The organism is Kushneria phosphatilytica (genome assembly GCF_008247605.1).
In the GTDB taxonomy this organism is placed as follows: Bacteria; Pseudomonadota; Gammaproteobacteria; order Pseudomonadales; family Halomonadaceae; genus Kushneria; species Kushneria phosphatilytica.
On sequence record NZ_CP043420.1, the window covers coordinates 1,334,371 to 1,354,335 of the forward strand.

16 protein-coding genes are annotated in these 19,965 nt (G+C 59.9%); 10 read left to right on the forward strand and 6 right to left on the reverse strand.

The genetic code is table 11. The features are described 5' to 3' along the window. The first annotated feature begins 93 nt into the window (after positions 1-93). The 3 genes from lpdA to sucD all read left to right on the forward strand — a co-directional run bounded on the left by lpdA (position 94) and on the right by sucD (position 3,698). Positions 94-1,533 carry a dihydrolipoyl dehydrogenase gene (gene lpdA, locus FY550_RS05960; protein ID WP_070976627.1) on the forward strand — a complete coding sequence of 480 codons (1,440 nt, stop codon included), beginning with the start codon at positions 94-96 and terminating at the stop codon, positions 1,531-1,533. A 126-nt stretch (positions 1,534-1,659) separates the two neighbouring features. Further along, positions 1,660-2,826, forward strand: a complete 1,167-nt coding sequence (gene sucC, locus FY550_RS05965; RefSeq protein WP_149054418.1) for an ADP-forming succinate--CoA ligase subunit beta — start codon at positions 1,660-1,662, stop codon at positions 2,824-2,826. Further along, positions 2,826-3,698: a succinate--CoA ligase subunit alpha gene (gene sucD, locus FY550_RS05970; protein WP_070976631.1), complete on the forward strand. Its 873-nt coding sequence runs from the start codon at positions 2,826-2,828 to the stop codon at positions 3,696-3,698. Before sucC ends, sucD begins: the two co-directional genes overlap by 1 nt. A 107-nt stretch (positions 3,699-3,805) precedes the next feature. On the opposite strand, the gene FY550_RS05975 is transcribed toward sucD, so the two are convergent. The 6 genes from FY550_RS05975 to FY550_RS06000 form a co-directional block, all read right to left on the reverse strand. Further along, positions 3,806-4,651, reverse strand: a complete 846-nt coding sequence (locus FY550_RS05975) for an alpha/beta fold hydrolase (protein ID WP_070976634.1) — start codon at positions 4,649-4,651, stop codon at positions 3,806-3,808. A gap of 75 nt (positions 4,652-4,726) precedes the next feature. Beyond that, on the reverse strand, positions 4,727-5,746 hold the full coding sequence (locus tag FY550_RS05980; protein WP_149054419.1) for a lysylphosphatidylglycerol synthase transmembrane domain-containing protein: 1,020 nt from the start codon (positions 5,744-5,746) through the stop codon (positions 4,727-4,729). After that, on the reverse strand, positions 5,743-6,528 hold the full coding sequence (locus FY550_RS05985) for a DUF2334 domain-containing protein (RefSeq protein WP_070976637.1): 786 nt from the start codon (positions 6,526-6,528) through the stop codon (positions 5,743-5,745). Before FY550_RS05985 ends, FY550_RS05980 begins: the two co-directional genes overlap by 4 nt. Continuing rightward, positions 6,521-7,675, reverse strand: coding sequence for a glycosyltransferase family 4 protein (locus tag FY550_RS05990; protein ID WP_325062978.1), 1,155 nt, complete (start codon positions 7,673-7,675; stop codon positions 6,521-6,523). The genes FY550_RS05985 and FY550_RS05990 overlap by 8 nt, the downstream gene beginning before the upstream one ends. A gap of 131 nt (positions 7,676-7,806) precedes the next feature. After that, a complete protein-coding gene (locus FY550_RS05995) occupies positions 7,807-9,750 on the reverse strand; it encodes an exoribonuclease II (protein WP_149054695.1) in 1,944 nt (647 codons plus the stop codon). A gap of 107 nt (positions 9,751-9,857) precedes the next feature. Then, entirely contained in the window at positions 9,858-10,397 is a 540-nt protein-coding gene (locus FY550_RS06000) for an NAD(P)-binding oxidoreductase (RefSeq protein ID WP_325062979.1), read from the reverse strand. A 279-nt stretch (positions 10,398-10,676) separates the two neighbouring features. Between FY550_RS06000 and FY550_RS06005 the strand changes: the two genes are divergently transcribed. From FY550_RS06005 to FY550_RS06035, 7 genes are all read left to right on the forward strand, one after another. Continuing rightward, complete coding sequence (locus FY550_RS06005) at positions 10,677-11,426, forward strand: GntR family transcriptional regulator (RefSeq protein WP_070976639.1); 750 nt, start codon at positions 10,677-10,679, stop codon at positions 11,424-11,426. After that, on the forward strand, positions 11,423-12,562 hold the full coding sequence (gene nagA / locus FY550_RS06010) for an N-acetylglucosamine-6-phosphate deacetylase (RefSeq protein WP_070976641.1): 1,140 nt from the start codon (positions 11,423-11,425) through the stop codon (positions 12,560-12,562). The genes FY550_RS06005 and nagA overlap by 4 nt, the downstream gene beginning before the upstream one ends. 16 nt (positions 12,563-12,578) lie before the next feature. Beyond that, complete coding sequence (locus FY550_RS06015) at positions 12,579-13,598, forward strand: SIS domain-containing protein (RefSeq protein WP_199287859.1); 1,020 nt, start codon at positions 12,579-12,581, stop codon at positions 13,596-13,598. A 135-nt stretch (positions 13,599-13,733) separates the two neighbouring features. Beyond that, on the forward strand, positions 13,734-16,322 hold the full coding sequence (gene ptsP, locus FY550_RS06020; RefSeq protein ID WP_070976643.1) for a phosphoenolpyruvate--protein phosphotransferase: 2,589 nt from the start codon (positions 13,734-13,736) through the stop codon (positions 16,320-16,322). Then, positions 16,319-18,037: an N-acetylglucosamine-specific PTS transporter subunit IIBC gene (gene nagE, locus FY550_RS06025; protein WP_070976644.1), complete on the forward strand. Its 1,719-nt coding sequence runs from the start codon at positions 16,319-16,321 to the stop codon at positions 18,035-18,037. Before ptsP ends, nagE begins: the two co-directional genes overlap by 4 nt. A gap of 164 nt (positions 18,038-18,201) precedes the next feature. Continuing rightward, positions 18,202-19,092, forward strand: a complete 891-nt coding sequence (locus FY550_RS06030; protein ID WP_070976648.1) for a BadF/BadG/BcrA/BcrD ATPase family protein — start codon at positions 18,202-18,204, stop codon at positions 19,090-19,092. Positions 19,093-19,162: 70 nt separating this feature from the next. After that, the gene (locus FY550_RS06035) at positions 19,163-19,963 is read left to right on the forward strand and encodes a Cof-type HAD-IIB family hydrolase (RefSeq protein ID WP_070976650.1); all 801 of its coding nucleotides are present in this window, start codon (positions 19,163-19,165) and stop codon (positions 19,961-19,963) included. Positions 19,964-19,965 lie beyond the last annotated feature (2 nt).

Below are 19,965 nucleotides of genomic sequence, written 5' to 3' on the forward strand. Positions count from 1 at the left end.
CCTTCATTTCCGCCCGGTTCGCCGGGCGGTTTGCATGATGTGATGGGCCGTGATGATCACGGCTCATCCGATTCGAACCGAACAGGGATACTCATGGCTGACAAATTTGATGTCATCGTGATCGGTGCCGGCCCCGGTGGCTATGTGGCCGCTATCCGCGCAGCTCAGCTCGGACTGAAAACGGCCTGCGTGGAAAAGTGGGTCAACAAGGAAGGCAAGACCGTTCACGGCGGTACCTGTCTCAATGTCGGGTGCATTCCCTCCAAGTCGTTGCTGGAAACCTCGCACAAGTTTGTCGAGGCCCGGGACGAGTATGGCGATCTGGGGATCAACGTCAGCGATGTCAGCATGGACATCGAGAAGATGATGGCCCGCAAGGACAAGGTGGTCTCGCAGCTGACCGGGGGCATCAGTGGATTGTTCAAGGCCAATGGCGTGACCTCGATCGAGGGTACCGGCAGGCTGCTGAAAGACCGGAAGGTCGAAGTGACCGGTCATGATGGCGAAAGCCAGACTTACGAGGCCGAGAATGTTGTCATCGCGACTGGCTCGGTACCCGTGGATATCCCGCCGGCACCCATGACCGAGGATCTGATCGTGGACAGTTCCGGGGCACTGGAATTCCAGGAAGTCCCCAAACGCCTGGGCGTCATCGGCGCTGGGGTTATCGGGCTGGAGCTGGGGTCGGTCTGGCGGCGACTGGGCAGTGAGGTCACCATGCTCGAAGCGCTGGATACCTTTTTGCCGGTAGTGGATGAACAGATCTCGAAAGAGACCTACAAGCAGCTCACCAAACAGGGACTGAACATCAGGCTCGGCGCTCGTGTGACCGGCAGTGAGGTCCGCGATAACGAGGTGGTCGTCAAGTACACCGATAGCGATGGGGAGCAGGAGCAGACCTTCGATAAGCTGATTGTCTGTGTCGGTCGCCGTCCTTATACCGAGAATCTGCTGGGTGATGGCACCGGTGTCGAGCTCGATGAGCGTGGTTTCATCCAGGTCGATGACGTCTGTCAGACCAAGGCACCGGGTGTTTACGCCATCGGGGATGTGGTGCGCGGCCCCATGCTGGCACACAAGGGTTCCGAAGAAGGCGTGATGGTGGCCGACATCATCCATGGTGAGAAGGCCGAAATGAATTATGAGGCCATCCCCAGTGTGATCTACACCGCGCCTGAAGTGGCCTGGGTCGGACGCAGCGAGCAGCAGGCCAAAAAGGACGGTTTTGATGTCAAAACCGGCGTCTTTCCGTTCTCGGCCAGTGGTCGTGCCATGGCCAACAATGCTACCGAAGGTATGGTCAAGGTAGTGACCGATGCCTCGACCGATCGTGTTCTGGGTGTTCACATCATCGGTCAGCACGCTGGAGAATTGATCGCCGAAGCCGTGATCGCGATGGAATTCGGCTCCAGTGCCGAAGATCTGGCACTGACCTGCTTTGCCCACCCGACCCTGTCGGAAGCCGTGCACGAAGCGGCACTGGCCGTCGATGGTCATGCCATTCACATGGCCAATCGGAAGAAGAAACGCTGAGCCCGCAAGGGTAGGGTAGATCGCCGGCGGCAGGGCCGCCGGCGAGTCGGGGCGTTCGTCCGGGCTGCGGCCTGAAAGGCATTGGCGAACGCCAATAGAGTCCAATGCAACCAATGGCATGAGACGATGAATCTTCACGAATATCAGGCAAAACAGTTGTTTGCCGATTACGGCCTGCCGGTCTCCAAGGGGTTTGCTGTCGACACCCCGGATGAAGCCGCCAGTGCCTGCAAGAAAATCGGTGGTGACAAGTGGGTCGTCAAGGCCCAGGTGCACGCCGGCGGACGTGGCAAGGCCGGTGGGGTCAAGCTGGTCCAGAGTCCGGATGAGGCAAAAGCCTTTGCCGAGCAGTGGCTGGGCAAGAGCCTGGTGACCTATCAGACCGATGAAAAAGGTCAGCCGGTTGCCAAGATTCTGGTCGAAAACTGCACTGATATCGCCACTGAGCTCTATCTTGGTGCCGTGGTGGATCGTGGCTCGCGCCGAATCGTATTCATGGCTTCCACCGAAGGTGGTGTCGAGATCGAGAAGGTCGCCGAAGAGACGCCCGAGAAGATCCTGCGCGCTACCGTTGATCCGCTGGTAGGCGCACAGCCCTATCAGGCGCGTGAGCTGGCCTTCAAGCTGGGCCTGAACAAGGAGCAGATCAAGCAGTTCACGAAGATCTTCCTGGGACTGGCGAAAATGTTCGCCGACAAGGACTTCGCCCTGCTTGAGATCAATCCGCTGGTCATTACCGGCGAAGGCAACCTGCACTGCCTGGATGCCAAGGTCAATCTCGATGGCAATGCTCTCTATCGGCATCCCGATTTGCAGGAGATGCGCGATCCGAGCCAGGAAGACGAACGCGAAGCGCATGCCCAGCAGTGGGAGCTCAACTATGTTGCCCTCGACGGCAACATCGGCTGCATGGTCAATGGTGCCGGTCTGGCCATGGGCACCATGGATATCATCAAGCTCTCCGGTGGTCAGCCAGCCAACTTCCTGGACGTGGGTGGTGGTGCCACTACCGAGCGTGTCGCCGAGGCATTCAAGATCATCCTGTCCGACAAATCGGTCAAGGCAGTGCTGGTCAACATCTTCGGCGGCATCGTGCGCTGCGACATGATTGCCGAGGGCATCATCGGAGCAGTCGAACAGGTAGGCGTCAATGTGCCGGTGGTGGTGCGTCTGGAAGGCAACAATGCCGAACTGGGCACCCGGAAGCTGGCCGACAGTGGTCTGAATATCATTGCTGCCACCAGCCTGACTGATGCGGCGCAGCAGGTGGTGAAAGCAGCGGAGGGCAAGTAATGAGTATCCTCATCGACAAGAATACGAAGGTGATCTGCCAAGGCTTTACCGGCGGTCAGGGCACCTTCCATTCCGAGCAGGCGATCGCCTACGGCACCAATATGGTGGGCGGTGTCACGCCTGGCAAGGGCGGTCAGACGCATCTCAACCTGCCGGTGTTCAATACCGTACGCGAAGCCGTCGAACAGACGGGCGCTGAAGCTTCGGTAATCTATGTGCCAGCGCCGTTCTGCAAGGACTCGATCCTTGAGGCCGCCAACGCCGGTATCAAGCTGATCATCTGCATCACCGAAGGCATTCCGACGCTCGATATGCTCGACGTCAAGGTGAAATGCGATGAGCTGGGCGTACGTTTGATCGGTCCCAACTGCCCAGGGGTCATCACGCCTGACGAGAGCAAGATCGGTATCATGCCGGGCCACATTCACCAGGCTGGCCGTGTCGGCATTGTGTCTCGCTCCGGTACGCTGACCTATGAGGCGGTCAAACAGACCACCGACCACGGTTTCGGCCAGTCCACCTGTGTGGGTATCGGTGGTGATCCGATCCCTGGTTCGACCTTTATCGATATTCTCGAAATGTTCGAAAAGGATCCGAAGACCGAGGCGATCGTCATGATCGGCGAGATCGGCGGTACTGCCGAGGAAGAAGCGGCTGAATACATCAAGCAGCACGTCAGCAAGCCGGTCGTGGCTTATATCGCTGGTGTTACGGCGCCTCCCGGTAAGCGCATGGGCCATGCTGGTGCCATTATCGCCGGTGGCAAGGGCACGGCGGATGACAAGTTTCAGGCGCTGGAGTCTGCTGGCGTTAAAACGGTGCGTTCGCTGGCTGAAATTGGTGACAAGCTCAAGGAAGCGACCGGCTGGTAAGTGTCGTATTGCCGAAGAGCACAAGGGGGGATGCCGTCAGGCATCCCCCTTTTTTCTTGCAGGCCCCCGGGGTCTCTCGAGGCACTCATCCTGTAACGAACGGAAAATCAGGAGAGCTGGTCAAGAAAATCAAGCATCAACCGGTGAAGTTCTTCCCGGTGGGTGAAGTTGAGACCATGCGGCGCGCCTCCGATCATTTCCAGGCGACTGCCGCTGATCATTTCGTGCGAGCGTTGGGCACTGACTTCTGCCGGTACAATCTGGTCGGCATCACCATGAATGATGAGCGTCGGGACCGATATTTTAGGCAAATCGTGGCGGAAATCGGTCTGCCCGAACGCGGTGATGCAACGCAAGGTAGCATGAGGTGCAGCAAAGCTGGCAATGGTGTGATTGTATTGTAGCTGTGCCCGGCTGATGGTCGGAGCATCCTCGCTCCAGTTGACAAAGGTCTGACCGAATCCTTCGAGGAAGGCCACTCGCTGGTCGAGAATGCCTGCCTTCATGTCCTCGAAAACCTGAGCGTCAACGCCATCAGGGTTGTCATCGGTTTTCAGCAGGAAAGGGGGGACGGCACCGATCAGCATGGCAGCACTGACCCGATCATTACCGAAGCGTCCGAAGTAGCGCGCGACTTCTCCTCCCCCCATGGAAAAGCCGACGAGCACTGCATCACGCAGGTCGAGTCGGGTCATCAGCGCCTGCAAATCGCCTGACAGAGTATCGTAATCATAGCCTTCCCAGGGCTTGCTGGATTCGCCGAAGCCACGACGATCATAGGCAATACAGCGATAACCTGCCTCGGTCAGGGCATTGATCTGGTACTCCCACATGCGATGGCTCAGGGGCCAGCCGTGAATCAGAATGACCGGACGCGCATCCGGTGCACCACAATCCTGATAGTAGAGATCGACCGGCGCGCTATCACTGGTATCCACACTGATGAAAGGCATTGCGAACTCCTCTGACGTTGGATGGCGATGCTGACAGTTATAGAAAGTCGTTCGCCGAAGCGCCAACCATCATCATCAGTTGCCCGGATCACTCTCTTCCTGACGCCGTGCTGACAGAATCCGACGCAACAATGGACGACCGGCCATCATCATGAAAACAGGGGCACCGGCGACCAGGTAGAAATAATAAGTGACGGCTCTCCAGATCAGGATGGCAGCGGCCGCCGTGGATTGACCGATCACGGGTGCCAGCAGTGCTGAAGAGGAAAGCTCGGCGCCTCCGGCACCCCCCGGGAGCAATGTGATCTGCCCGGCGGCCATGGAAAGCATCTGAACCAGGAAAGTCCAGGCCCAATCCATATGCTTGCCCAGACCAATCAGGGTGAAATAGAGCACGCTATAACGGATCAGCCAGTGGACCACGCCCAGCAGAAAGGCAACGACCAGTCGATAGCGGGGCATTTGTAGCGTTTCAGCCAATGCGTTGCGGAAATTCAGCAGCCGCCTTGCCAGCTTGCGCCGGGTGTGGGGTCTCACTCGCAGCCCGGCCAGCATTCTTCCAAGCACACGCATCAGGCTGCGGTGATAACGCCCCAGCAGCAGAATCAGGATCAGTCCGCCGATCAGCAACATCATTGGCATCATCAGCATCCAGCCCAGTCTGACATCGACTGCACGGGTGATGACGTAGATCATCATGCCGATCATGGCTGACAGGAAAAACACCAGATCGATGATCTGATCGACGGCAAAAACCGCCGTCGTACGCGCTGGACGCACGCCGCGTCTTGCCAGCAATGCCATCAGCGTCAATGGACCGCCGGTGCCTCCCGGCGTCGCGCAGATGGCGAACTCTGCTGCCATCATGATGGCCATGGCGCGCATGCTGCCGAGCGGGCCAGCGTGACCGGCCAGCAGTACCTTCAGCTTGAGCCCGTTGATGAACCAGCAGACCAGGATCATTCCCAGCATCATGGCGAACAGCCACAGTGGGAAGCCGGCCAGCTGGTGGATCAGACCGCTCCCGCCGAGCAGGATCGGTATGGCCAGCACGGCGACCAGGCCAGCCAGCAGAAGCCAGATCGTACGATTCATGAGCGACCGTGAACAGATGCGTATTCGTCATTGCCTGATCCTGCCTGGCGCTTCAACCAGTCCGCCTTGGTAGTCGGCATATAGCCGGCATCGAGCAGGCGTCGCAGGGTGTCAAGCCAGTAACGCCGTGACATTTGATGGCGCATGTCGACAGGATGCAGGCCAAGGCGCAGTAGCGGTTGATGACGATGACGCCATCGAGCGGTTTCATTGACTACCAGCGACATGCCGCGTCGCCATCGGCTGCGCGCGCTCCATACCAGCGATGGTGCTCGGATGGCGCTGAAATCCGGCAGTCGGTAAAGATGCTGTGGATCACTGGTATAGCTCAATGGCAGATCGCGTAGTGCGTCACGGGCACCACTGCTAAGCAGCCAGGCGGGAGCGACGAAACCATGAAGAGGCCAATTCCGCTGATGAAACAGCTCGATGCCGGCTTCCAGTCGCTGCTGTGCCTGCTGCCTGTCCAGTGAGTAGAATTCACCTTCATACGTATAGATGCGTCGCATGAACCACTCGCGAGGAGTGCGAGGTGGCGGCGCATCATCGCAGTGATAGTAGCCATGCAGGGCCAGTTCATCGCCTCTGGCAAGACGCGATTCCAGAATCGACTGCAGGGCCGGATCCTCGAAAGTGGCGCTGCGATGGTGAAAATCCGGTACTACCAGCCAGGTCATCGGGATGCTACCCAGGGCATCCACGGCTTCAACGAAGGGGCGGTAATCTTCCCAGGTCTCGGGCGCGATATCATGCAGTACCAGCGCCAGTTCGCGTTCAGCCATGCTGAACTCCTGCAGAGCTGGTGTCTCGAATGCCGAGGACATTGCGGTAGTGCGCGCCAAGCCCGTCGACTACCCTGTCCCAGTTATGATGACGTTCAACGTGGGCGCGCGCCTGTCGGCCGAGCTGGCGGCTATCGGCAGTAAACAGATTGCGAACCGCTTCGGCCATGGCGGCGGCATTGTGGGGTTCGCAGAGCAGACCACACTCCTCGGGCACATTTTCTCCCAGTGCCCCGGCGCGGGCTGCTACTACCGGAATACCGCAGGCCATTGCTTCAAGCACGACCAGACCAAAGGTTTCCTGAGTCCCGGCATGTAGCAGGGCATCGCTACTGGCCATTTTCACGGCCAGATCTTCAGCGCTACAGAAGTGATTGATGACCGAGACATTATCCGGCGTATGCTCTGGCATGCAGGAGCCTACCAGCAGCAGATGGTAAGCGCTGCCCAGCTGCTTCATGGTATCCAGCAGAACATCGATGTTCTTCTCCCGGGAGCCGCGGCCGGCAAAGATCAATAGCCGGGTATCATCGCTGATGCCGAGTTCACGACGTAACTCGTCGCTGCGTCGCTCGGGCGAAAAATTGACCAGGTCCACGCCAAGGGGCTGTACATACACTTCTTCGAGACCCAGAGCGTGCAGTTTGCCTGCCATGACCCGGCTTGGCGCCAGTATACGGTTGTAATGCCCATACAGCCGCGAGATGTACTGACCGATGGCTGCACTGGTCCAGTTACCGAAGCGATTGCTGACCAGCAGTGGCAGATCGGAGTGGTAAAAACCGACCACCGGAATATCAAGTTCGCGAGCCGCCTGGGCAGCGGCCCAGCCGGTAACGTAGGGATCACCGGCTTCAATCAGATCCGGCCCGACATCGTGTAACGCCCGCAACCAGTGGTGGCGGCGCAGCGGAAAGCGGTAACCGTTGCTGAAAGGCAGGGGAGGTGCCGGGACCTCGACCAGGCGGTCGTCCTCATGACGGCGGTAGCGAGCACCTGGCACCAGCAGGCTGTGACGTATACCGGGCACGTTGTTCAGACGTCGTCGCTTGGCATCCAGATAGGTGCGTACACCGCCACTGGACGGTGCATAGAACATGGTCATGTCGGCAATATGCACGGTGCCGATACCTCCATTGGGCTTCATATACCCGCGCATCGGCCGGCATCGAAAACGCTCGGCCGCGGCATCATCAGCCCCTCCGGCTGGTCGGCCAACCAGTATAGCGAGCCACCATCGAAGTGTCTGATTCGATTGGTTACCGGAGGGGAGTCACGTTATTCGGCCGGACGGGCGACCAGCGAGCGTGTTTCCTCGCGAGCCTCGGACAGTACCACATTGAGTGGGTCACCGAGACGATAGCGCAGTTCTCCGCCGATATGGATCAGGCCTTCACGTTCATCGATCGACAGCTGGTCCCGGTCACTGGTCAAGGTTGATGCAGGCACGAAGGCGGAAGCACCATTGGCCGCCAGGCGCACTCTCAGTCCGCCGCGTCGAATATCGACGATTTCGGCAGCGAACCCACGACCCTCGCGAGCGGCTTCGCTCAGATAACGAACATAGAGCCAGTCCTTGACGTCGCGTTCGGCGAGACGATTGAGGCGTCGGCGCTCGCCAAGGTGTTCGGTCAGGGTTTCAGTGGCTGCAGTCGATGGGGTTTCTTCGCGCAATACCTGCTTGATCAGGCGGTGGTTGAACATGTCACCGTATTTTCGGATCGGCGATGTCCAGGTGGCATATGCGGGCACCCCCATGCCGAAATGTGGCCCGGGTTCACTGGATACACCGGCAAAACCCTGCAGGCGTCGCAAGCGAGCATCCAGCCAGGCATTGTTATGCGTATCCAGAGTACGGCGCAGGGTACGGTAACCCTCAACGCCCATCAGCTGTTCGCGGGAGGCCTCGATGGACTGGGCGGCGAGCAGCTGAACAGCCTGATCGGCGCGCTCCTCGGTAAATCCCTGATGAACGTTGTAGATACCATGGCCGACATGACGCTTCAGGAAATCGGCACAGCTGAGATTGGCCGCAATCATCGCCTCTTCGATCATGCGATGAGCAATGCGTCTTGGCTCCGCGACGATATCGAGCACATTACCCGCCTCATCAAGCTTGAAGACGTAGTCGGGCCGATCGGGGAAGACCAGCGCATGCTGCTCGCGCCACTGCTGACGCGCTCGGGTAAAACCTTCAAGCTGGCGCAGCTGTTGAGCAATGCTCTCTGACTCGGGCTGCCATTCTCCCTGAGCTTCCAGCCAGTCGGAGACCTGTTCATAGGTCAACCGCGCATGGGAGCGCACCGTGGCGGTGAAAAAGCGAGTCTCTGTGATGGTGCCATCACTATCGACCTCCAGCGTGGCGGCCAGAGCCAGACGGTCGGCATCCTGTTTCAGCGAGCAGAGATCGTCAGCCAGTGCCTCGGGGAGCATGGTAACGTTTCGCCCCGGAAGATAGACCGTGAAGGCGCGCTGACGAGCTTCACGATCAACGGCATCGTCGACGGCAATATAAGCCGTTGGGTCGGCGATCGCCACGGTTAGCCGGTACCCACCTTCACTGCGTGCCTCGATATACAGCGCATCGTCCATATCGGTAGTGGAGGCGCTGTCAATGGTGAAGAACGGCTGATCGCTCAGGTCGGTGCGCGTCAGCGACTCCTCGAGTTGAGGCCACTGCTCGGCACCACTCGGAGAGGCCTGCTCCAGTGCATGTCGTGCCAGTGTGACCCGCCAGGGAACCGAGGGGTCCGAAGAAGTGGCAATGACTTCATCGATCTGACAGAAGAAACTGCGATCATCGGCGCGCAGCGGATGGCGCAACAAACGGGCCACTACCCAGTCGCCTTCGTTCATGGCCGCTTCATCCAGCTGGCGATGAACCCGCGCACGAATGGCAGTTTTGATCGACGGATGATCGGGAACCACCGACAGCTTGCCTTCGCGCTTTTGAACCCGACCGATGAATCGATCAAGACCGGCCTCGATCAGGCTGTCAGGGGCCACGCTCTTGCGCTCGTCGGCTTCATGAATCACCGCTTCAATGCGGTCACCATGCATGACCTGCTTCATCGCCGGCGGTGGAATGAACAGCGACTGGCCGTCGTCGGTTTCAAGAAAGCCGAAGCCTTTCTCGGTACCCTTGACCACGCCGGTAGCACGCGGCGTGTTGTCACGAATCTGTTGCTTGAGTTGAGCAAGCGCGGAGTTATTCTGCAGCATCTCGATCGGTCGATTGGCGGGTCGGGCGCCCACTATACGTTCTGGCCGGGGCCCGCGAAAGGGGGCAGCCCCGAGCGAAGTAACCGTTTGATGAGATAAGCGTTCGCTCAGCGAATGGCCTCGTCAATGGCCTGATCGCCGTCGAGTAACACGAATTCGCGATGCTCGACCTGCTGTCGCTCGAGCAGGGTGGCTATCACCCGTGCCACATTATCGCGAGAGATATCTTCCCCATCAGCCTCTTCACGAGAGTGTGCGATGCGACCACTGCCGGGAGCGTCGGTCAGACGTCCCGGACGCAGGATGACATGCTCGAGTCCCGAGTGCATGAGGTAGGCATCGGCGGCTCGTTTGGCGGCCAGATAGGGACGCAACCGCTCGGGACCGGCAAGCGGGTCGGTATGACGGGTGCTGACCATGATGAAGCGCTTTACGCCCTGCTCGCGAGCGATGTCGATAGCGCGCATGGCGCCATTGAGATCAATCATCAGTGTCTGTTCAGGCCCGGTCGAACCTCCGGAGCCGGCCGTAAAGACGACCTGGTCGCAGCCTGCAAAAGCGGCCGTCATGTCACCGGACAGATCACCCTGCACGGTGTCGATACCCAGCTTTTCGAAAAAGGAGCGCTGACTCTCATGGCGGATCATGGCGCGTATTGATAGGTGCCCGCTCGGCACACTGCTGGCAGAGGCGACGGCCGATCTGGCCGTTGGCACCGATAATCAGAGTGGTCATGACATGGCTTCCTGTAATGAGTGAAAGGCCTCGACGCTTTATCGCAGGGCCCTGAGCGCCGTGCCACTGATCCTTGCAGAATAGGGTCATGCACTACAGGCGTCGACCATGGTCGAAGTGGTATGCAATTGGTATTGCTAAAGAGGCCCTGTGGTGTCAGATTGGTCCGCGTTGCAAGGAGCGAAAACCTCATGAACTGGATGGCGGAACTGGTACTGGATGAAGAGAGCGCCACCCCGCTTTATCGTCAGCTGGCAGCGCAGCTGATTGGTGCAATCAACCGGCGTTGCGTGCAACGCGGCGAAGCACTGCCTTCCGAACGGCGTTTGGCAAATCACTGCCGCATTTCCCGTATTACCGCACGCCGTGCGCTGGATGAAGTCATCGAGCTTGGGTTGGCTGAACGCAATCGTGGTGCCGGTACTTTTGTAACTCCCCGGGTGGAAACACCGCTCAACCGTCTGACCGGGTTCTCTCAGGCGCTCGAGGCCCGGGGGCTGATGCCGCGCTCCCAATGGCTGATGCGTGATATCCGGGTGCCTGATGGCGATACTCTGATGCGTCTCGGACTGCGTCATGAAACCCCGGTGAGCTATTTCAAACGTCAGCGGCTGGCCGATGAGTCCATTGTAGCGGTAGAGGAGAGCTGGCTGCCCACCACGCTGATTTCCCGCCCCGAAGAGGTTGATCAGTCGCTCTATCATTATCTGGAAACACAGGGATATCGCATTGAACGGGCCCTGCAGCACGTCAGTGCGGTCAATGCCGATGCAGCACTGGCCGAGCTGGCCGGTGTTGAAACCGGAAAAGCATTGTTGCGCATTACCCGACTGGGCTACCTGGCGGATGAGCGTCCTGCCGAGCTGACCATCAGCTGGTGTCGGCCGGATCATTACGATGTGGTGGTAGAACTCGAACGGGAGACTCGGGAGCGAACATGAGGCAACTGGAAGGTAACCTGCTGACGCCGGAGGGCTGGCAGCTGGGACGGCTGAAATGGCGTAATGGCGTCATCGAGGCAATGGAAGGGGAGCCGGTCGATCCGGACGCCAATGAGGCGCCCCGCCTGATTCCGGGCTTCATCGATCTGCATGTGCATGGGGGCGGTGGCGCCGATGTCATGGAGGGCGGTGAAGCTGCCGCAACGCTGGCTCGGACTCATGCCCGATTTGGTACCACCAGTGTGTTGGCGACCACCATGACCGATAGTCGTGCCGCCATCGAGCAAGCACTGCGCGGGGTGCAGCGCGTCATGCTTGAGCCGCCCGAGCAGGCGGCCGACATCATGGGCGTTCATCTGGAAGGGCCCTTTATCAGCGATCGACGTCTCGGCGCACAACCTCCATACGCTCGGCCCGGCACTCGTGAAGAACTTGAAGCGCTGATGGCACTGGTACCGATTCGAGCCATTACCCTGGCCCCGGAGCTTGATGGGCATGAGGGGCTGATCGACTGGTTGAATCGGCAGGGCATCCGTGTCCAGATCGGTCACAGCGATGGGGATTATGAAACTGCCATAATGGCGCTGGGTCAGGGCGCTCACGGATTCACCCATCTTTATAACGCCATGCGTGGGTTGCATCACCGTGATCCGGGCATCGTGGGTGCAGCACTGGCGCAGGCATCCTTCGCTGAAATCATCCCCGACCTGGTGCATGTAGCGCCCGGTGCGGTACTGGCTGCACTGCGCGCCATCCCGGGTCTTTACGGTATTACTGATGCTACTGCGGCGGCCGGCATGCCCGAAGGGCAATACCGGCTGGGGGAGAATGATGTCTACAAGCGTGGCGATTCGGTACGCCTGGCGGATGGCACGCTGGCTGGTAGTGCACTGACCATGGATGTGGCCCTGCGTAACTGGATGGCGCTCGGCCTGCCACTGGCTGAGGCCTCAAGGCGTCTTTCCCTGCTGCCGGCACGCTATCTGGGATTGACCGATCGCGGTGCACTGGCGCCAGGCCAGCGAGCGGACATCGTCACGCTTGATCACGCAATGAATCTACAGGCGGTGCATGTGGCCGGTCGCGCCATCGAGTCGGTCGCCACAATACCCCATGACAGTGATCCTTCACCATGAATCCGGGAGAGCAGGCATGTCACTGATGCGTGAAGAGGCCCTGAGTGCCCCTGAACGGATTGCCTCACAATTGCGGGCCAATGAAACCGCTGTATACGCCCTGGCAGACAGACTGAAACAACAGCCACCGCGTGCGCTGCTGAGCGTGGCCCGAGGCAGCTCTGATCATGCCGCAGGCTATATCAGTTATCTGATCATGCAGTGCATGGGGATACCGGCCGCCTCGCTACCCTTGTCGCTGACCACGCTGGAAGAGACCGCCTGGCGAGTGGATGAAATGCTGGCGCTGGCCATTTCCCAGTCCGGCCAAAGCCCGGATCTGGTGGCCATGCAGCGTTCGCTGGGCGATGCCGGAGCCATGACTCTGGCCATGATCAACGCACCGGATTCACCACTGGCGGCTGTAAGCGAGACGACATTGGCGCTGCACGCCGGTGAAGAGCGCAGTGTCGCGGCAACCAAAAGCTTTCTGGCCACTCTGGCAGCAGGCGCTCAGCTGGTAGGTGCCTGGCGCAAGGATGAGACCCTGCTGCAGGCGCTCAAAAGTCTGCCTGAAAGACTGCGTGAATCGGCAGGCATGGACTGGTCGATCGCCGTCAATGCATTGCATGACGTCAGCCACATGATGGTGGTAGGACGAGGCAGCATGCTGGCCATTGCTCAGGAAGCGGCCCTCAAGTTCAAGGAAACCTGTGCCATTCAGGCCGAAGCCTTCAGCGGGGCCGAAATTCGGCATGGGCCAATGGCCCTGATCGAACAGGGCTATCCGGTGCTGATTCTGGCACCGCCCGGTGCCGCCCAGCCGGACCTGCGGGAGCTGGCCGCTACCTTTCGTGGCAGAGGCGCCCGAGTGCTCCTGGCTGCCGATGAACGTGTTGCGGAACGCGATCTTCCCCTGATGTGTGCCGATCATGAGCTCCTGCATCCGCTCTGCGTAATTCAGAGCTTCTATCTGATGATCGAACAGCTCGCCCGTGCGCGAGGACTGGACCCGGATCATCCGCGGCATCTCAACAAGGTGACCGAGACCCGCTAGTCACGATGCCTTGTATCGTGAGCCCGAGGCCCGGAGGGACATGCCCACCGCCGGGCTCGATGCCTCGCCCAACAATCAACAATGAACCTGCCGAAACACCGGCATTGACCCTGGTGGTCCGACACGAGGTGCAACATGACTGAATCTGCAGTAACCGAGGCCGGCATAACCCTGATAACCCCCTGTCGTGGTCTCATGCTCCCTCTGGAAGAGGTGCCTGATCCTGTATTCGCCGGGGGTAGCCTGGGGCCAGGCGTGGCGATCGATCCTTTGGAGTCGGTGCTTCGAGCGCCCTGCGCCGGTGAAATCGTACGACTGGCCCGTACGCGTCATGCCATCACGCTGCGTTGCGAAGAGGGTCCGGAGCTTTTGCTGCATCTGGGCCTGGACACCGTAGCGCTCGATGGTGAGGGCATCGAATTGCTGGTCCATGAGGGGGAGCAGGTCAGTGTTGGCCAAACCTTGTGTCGCTTCGACCCCGAGCTGCTCGCACAGCGAGCACTCAGTCTGATTACGCCGATCATCATTACCGAAGATGAGGGCTGGCAGATTGTGCCACCGACCGAGGACAAGCTTGAATCCGGTGACGTGCTGATGCACCTGAAGCCGGTAGCTTCGGCATCTTCTTCACCAACCGAGTCCGCGGAGACTTCCGGCCCGGTGCTGGAAGCGACACTGGTGCTGGCTCTGGTGAATGGGTTGCATGCGCGTCCTGCTGCACGCCTGCGTGACATTGCTACTGCCCATTCATGTCGTATTACTCTGCAGCATGATGATGATACGGCGGATGCCGGCAGCCTGACCCGGTTGATGGGACTGGGGTTGAGTGGCGGAGACCGAGTGTCCGTACGGATTACCGGCGAACAGAGCGAGCAGGCACTGGCGGATGTGCGTGCGCTGCTGGAGCAACCCGAGCTCAGCGAGGCAGCGCCTCAACATCACAATAACGGTCCATGGCTCGATGAGACAGCGGCAGAGGAGAACGACGCCTCGGTGCCCGGCAGGCTGGCGGGGCTGGTCGCCAGCCCCGGGCTTGCCTGTGGACCGCTACAGCCTCTGGGGGTGAGCCTGCCCGAGATCGAGCCTGATGCTCGTGATCGTGACGCTGAACAGGTTGCGTTGCAACAGGCCTGCAAGGCGCTGCAGCAGCAACTGGAGGCGGATATCGCCGAGGCTCGAGGCGCACAGCGCAGCGGCGAAGCGGATATCTTTGCCGCCCACCTGGCCTGGCTGGAAGACCCTGATCTGACCCAGCGCAGCGTGCGCCTGATCGAGGAGGGTCGAAGCGCTGCCTTTGCCTGGCGCGATGTTCTCGACACCGAGATCAAACAGCTGGCCGCCAGTGACAATCAGTTGATTGCGGCACGCGCCAGTGATCTGCGCGATCTGCAACGGCGCTTGCTACTGAAACTGCTGGGGCAGGAGGATGATCCGCTGGATCTGCCCAGGGGGGCGATCGTCGTCACCGATGAGATCACGCCCTCACAATTCATCGCCCTGTGTCAGACCGACCCCGCCGGGCTTTGTCTGGCGGGGGGCGGTACGACCTCTCATGTGGCGATTCTGGCACGCTCACGAGGGCTGCCCTGCCTGGCAGCCATGGGCGACAGGCTGACGCAGCAAGCCGCGCAACATGAAGGGGCGAGCGTGATACTCGACGGGGATCATGGATGTCTCGAGCTCGAACCTGATGAAGCACGCCTTGAACAGGTACAGAGTGTGCTTGAAGCGCGTCGGATTGCTCGGCACGAGGCCCGGACGGCAGCGGATCAGCCCGCGGTGACGCGTGATGGTGTAACGCTTGAAGTGGCCGCCAACGTGGCCGATGCCAGTGAAGCCGAGCAGGCTTATGAGCAGGGGGCAGATGGCATTGGCCTGATGCGCAGCGAGTTTCTCTTCATGGCACGTGAGTCGGCACCCACGATGGAAGAGCAGCGAGCTGTTTATCAGGCTGCCATCGAGGCCATGCACGGTCGGCCGGTGATTATCCGAACACTCGATATCGGCGCCGACAAGGCGCTCTCCTATCTGCCGCTGCCTGCGGTGGCCAATCCGGCACTGGGGACACGGGGCGTCCGACTGCTCAATGCCCATGGTGGGCTGCTCGATGATCAGTTGCGCGCCCTGCTGGCAGTGGACGCGCCAGAACGGCTGCGCATCATGGTGCCAATGGTGACTGATGTTACCGACCTGCGTGCGGTGCGTCAGCGACTGGAAATACTGGCTGCAGAGCGGGGCATAACCCGCCTGCCGGCGCTGGGCGTGATGATCGAGGTGCCGGCGGCGGCGCTCTCGGCCGCCTCATTGGCGCGGGAGGCCGATTTTCTGTCGATCGGTACCAACGATCTGACCCAGTACACCCTGGCGATGGACCGTGAAGATGCCGTATTGGCCGGACGCGCCGACGTGCTTCATCCCGCGGTACTGCGTCTGATCGCAATGACGGTCGAAGCGGCGCGTGGAGAAGACTGTTGGGTCGGTGTTTGCGGAGCGGCAGCCGGTGACCCCCTGGCCTGGGCCGCGCTGGCGGCGCTGGGGGTGAATGAACTTTCGGTCGAGCCGGCACGGGTGGCCGAGATCAAGGCTGAACTGCGCAGTCTTGACCTGTCAGCACTGGCAAAAGCACTGCCGGCCTGGCTGACGCTGGATGAGGCTCGAGCCGTGAGGAGTGCACTGGGCGACTGGCTTGCCAACAGCAATGAACCGAAAGAGGGCCAATCATGAGCCTGAGCCAACGACTCAATCCAATGGGCGCCCTGCAATTGCTGGGGCGTTCGCTGATGTTGCCGATTGCGGTACTGCCGATTGCCGGCTTGCTGCTGCGGCTGGGACAGCCCGATCTGCTCGATATCAGCTTTATCGCTGAAGCTGGCAAGGCGATCTTCGACAACCTGGCGTTGATCTTTGCCATTGGTGTCGCGGTCGGGGTAGCTGATGACAATAATGGTGCTGCCGGATTGGCCGGTATGGTGGGATATCTGGTGATGACGGCGGTACTGGGCGCCATCGATCCGGACATCAACATGGGTGTACTGGCCGGGATCATTTCGGGATGTATTGCCGGACTCTGGTACAACCGCTGCAAGAATATTCGACTGCCGGACTATCTTGCCTTCTTCGCCGGGCGACGCTTCATCCCTATTGTCACCGGTTTAACGGCGCTGGGGCTGGGCTGGATTTTCGGCTGGATCTGGCCACCCATTCAGCACGGTATCGATCAGCTCGGTCAGTGGATGATCGGTTCGGGGAGCATCGGACTGTTTGTCTATGGTCTGCTCAACCGGCTATTGATCGTTACCGGTCTTCATCATGTGCTCAACAGTCTGGTGTGGTTTGTCTTCGGTCATTACGAAGGTGCCACTGGTGATCTCAACCGTTTCTTTGCCGGCGATCCTGATGCTGGACGTTTCATGGCCGGTTTCTTTCCGGTGATGATGTTTGGTCTGCCGGCTGCAGCACTGGCGATGTATCACGCGGCACGACGCGATCAGCGCGCACGGGTGGGCGGTATGCTGCTGTCACTGGCACTGACCGCGTTTCTGACCGGGATCACCGAGCCGATCGAATTTACCTTCATGTTTCTGGCACCGGTACTGTATGCCATTCATGCGGTACTGACCGGGCTTTCGATGGTGATCATGGGGCTTTTGAACGTGAAGCTGGGTTTCACCTTCTCTGCCGGCGCTTTCGACTATGCCCTTTCCTATGGCCTTTCAACCAACGGCTGGATGCTGATTCCGGTCGGGGCGCTCTATGCATTGCTCTATTACATGATCTTCCGCTGGGCGATCATTCGCTTCGATCTCAAGACGCCGGGTCGTGAAGAAGAGGCCGCTGCGCAGAGCATAGCCGGTAGCGAAGCATCGGCTGGTGAGCGAGGTCCGGCATTCGTGACAGCACTTGGAGGGGCCAGTAACCTGGCGTCGGTCGGGGCCTGTACGACACGGCTGCGGCTGGTGCTGCATGACAGTAACCGAATCGATGAGCCGACGCTCAAGCAACTTGGTTCACGCGGGATCATGCGTCTTGGCGAAGGACATTTGCAGGTCGTGCTGGGACCGATTGCCGACGGGGTGGCCGATGAGATGCGCCAGGCACTGGCCAGAGCGGGCCATGAGCCTGATGCGCCAGCAGTACAGCAGCCCGGTGATCCCGGGGAGCAGGCAGGGCAGCAGGCTGACCTGCCGCCACTGGATGACGAAACCCGCGAGCGCTGGATGACCGCTCTTGGCGGACAACAGAACCTGCGTAGTGTGGTGGCGGTGGCGCTGACTCGGCTGAGGCTGGAGGTGACTGACGATCAACACCTCGACCATGATGCGCTTGCCACGCTCGGTGTCAGAGGAGAGCAGGTACTGGGAAGCGGCAGACTACATCTGATCGTGGGAGATCAGGCCGCACGACTGGCTGCGGGGCTTGCCCGGCAAGCAAAGGCCTGAGCCTATGACATTGCGGCCGGTATCATGAGATATCGGCCGCATGTATGGAATCGAAAAAGACGATGATGATCGCGGCTCCCTTGACTTCTGTTTTGGCAAAGGCGCTGTTTTCATGCATGCGCTAGGCCACCATGCCCCCGAATAACGACCATCGAGAGTGTCAAATGAGTTCAGATCGAATTGCCATCGGTGTCGATGGGGGCGGTAGCAGTACCCGGGTGCGCCTTGCCTGGAGGGCCCATGTTATTGAACGATGCGGGCCACCCTCGGGACTGGCGCTGGGCATCGAGCGGGCCTGGCGAAACATCCTGACCACGGTAGAGGCCGCGCTCGACGAGTTGGGCGAGTCCTTCAATCCGGAGTGCTGTGTGATGGTGCTGGGTCTGGCGGGCGCCAATCAGTCACAGTGGCACAAGGCTTTTGTTGAGACAGCGCCACAGCTGGCAGCGTTGCGAGTGGAAAGCGATGCCTTTACCACCCTGATCGGGGCGCATGGTGGCGAACCCGGTAGCATTGTCGCCCTCGGCACCGGCAGTGTGGGCGCGGCGCTCGATGTCGATGGGACGCGTCGTTTCGTGGGAGGTTACGGTTTTCCCTCGGGTGATGAGGCCAGTGGTGCCTGGCTGGGATTGCGGGCAATACGTCATCTGCAGCACGTTCTCGATGGGCGCGCTCGGCCGGATATATTCTCTCAGGCGCTGCAGGCAGCCGTCAGTGGCGATCATTCAAGCGATTCCATCGATACGCCCACTGCGCTCACCCACTGGCTGAGTGTCGCTGATCAGACCCGTTATGCGGCACTGGCGCCGTTGGTGCTGAGTCATGCTGATCATCCGGTGGCAGCCATACTGCTTGAACAGGCCGGCGCCGATATTGCGCTGATGCTGCAAGCGCTCGACCCGCATGATCGATTGCCGGCGGCTCTCTGTGGCGGCCTGGCTGAGGCGCTACTGCCCTGGCTGCCCGAAACACTGCATCAGCGTTTGCGTGAACCGCGTGAAACCTCGGTGGCCGGTGCATTACGACTGGCGCGCGAGCTGCTGTCAGCGCAATGAGGGTGGCACGACGCAACCCGCTGAGGCATGCTGCTCCATTCTTCTGTTTTCTCTCTCCGGAGCACCCGGCATGTCGGCCAGTCTGATTGTCAGCGACCTCGACCATACTCTGCTTAATGCTGAACATGGCCTCGATGCGATCACCATCGAGACCTTTCAGGCACTGGCTGCACGTGGGCACCACCTGGCGATCGCCTCGGGTCGTCACTTTCGTGATATTGCTGCGGTCAGACAGCTGCTGGGGGTATCGGGACATATCATTTCGACCAATGGGGCGCATCTGCACGCGCCCGATGACAGTCTGATCTTCGAAACGCTCGTACCGAATGACGTCGTGTCGGAGCTGATGTCGCTCGATGTTCCCGGCTCGGTGCGCATCAATCTCTATACCGGTGATCGATGGTTGATCGATGCGCCTGCACCGTCACTACTGGCGTTTCATGCCAGTACCGGTTTTACCTATGAAGTGACCGATGTGCGCACCTACCAGGGAGGAGATGTCGGCAAGGTATTGTTCATCGGTGATCCCGAGTTGCTGGCAGCGCTGGAAACTGAAATTCAGGCCCGGCTGGGTGAACGTGTTCATGTCACCTATTCGCTGCCCAATTCACTTGAGGTCATGCATTACGATGCTTCCAAAGGCCGTATGCTGCGCCGTCTGATGACCCGTCTGGAGGTGCCGCCCGAGCGTACGCTTGCCTTTGGTGACAATCTCAACGATATCGACATGCTACAGACTGCGGGGTGTGCCTTTGCAGTAGCCAACGCCCATACCCGACTGACGCTGGCGGCGCCTCATGCCGAAATCATTGGCAGTAACGTGGAGGCCGGCGTGGCATGGAAGCTACGCGAGTGGTTTGCACTCGATTGAGC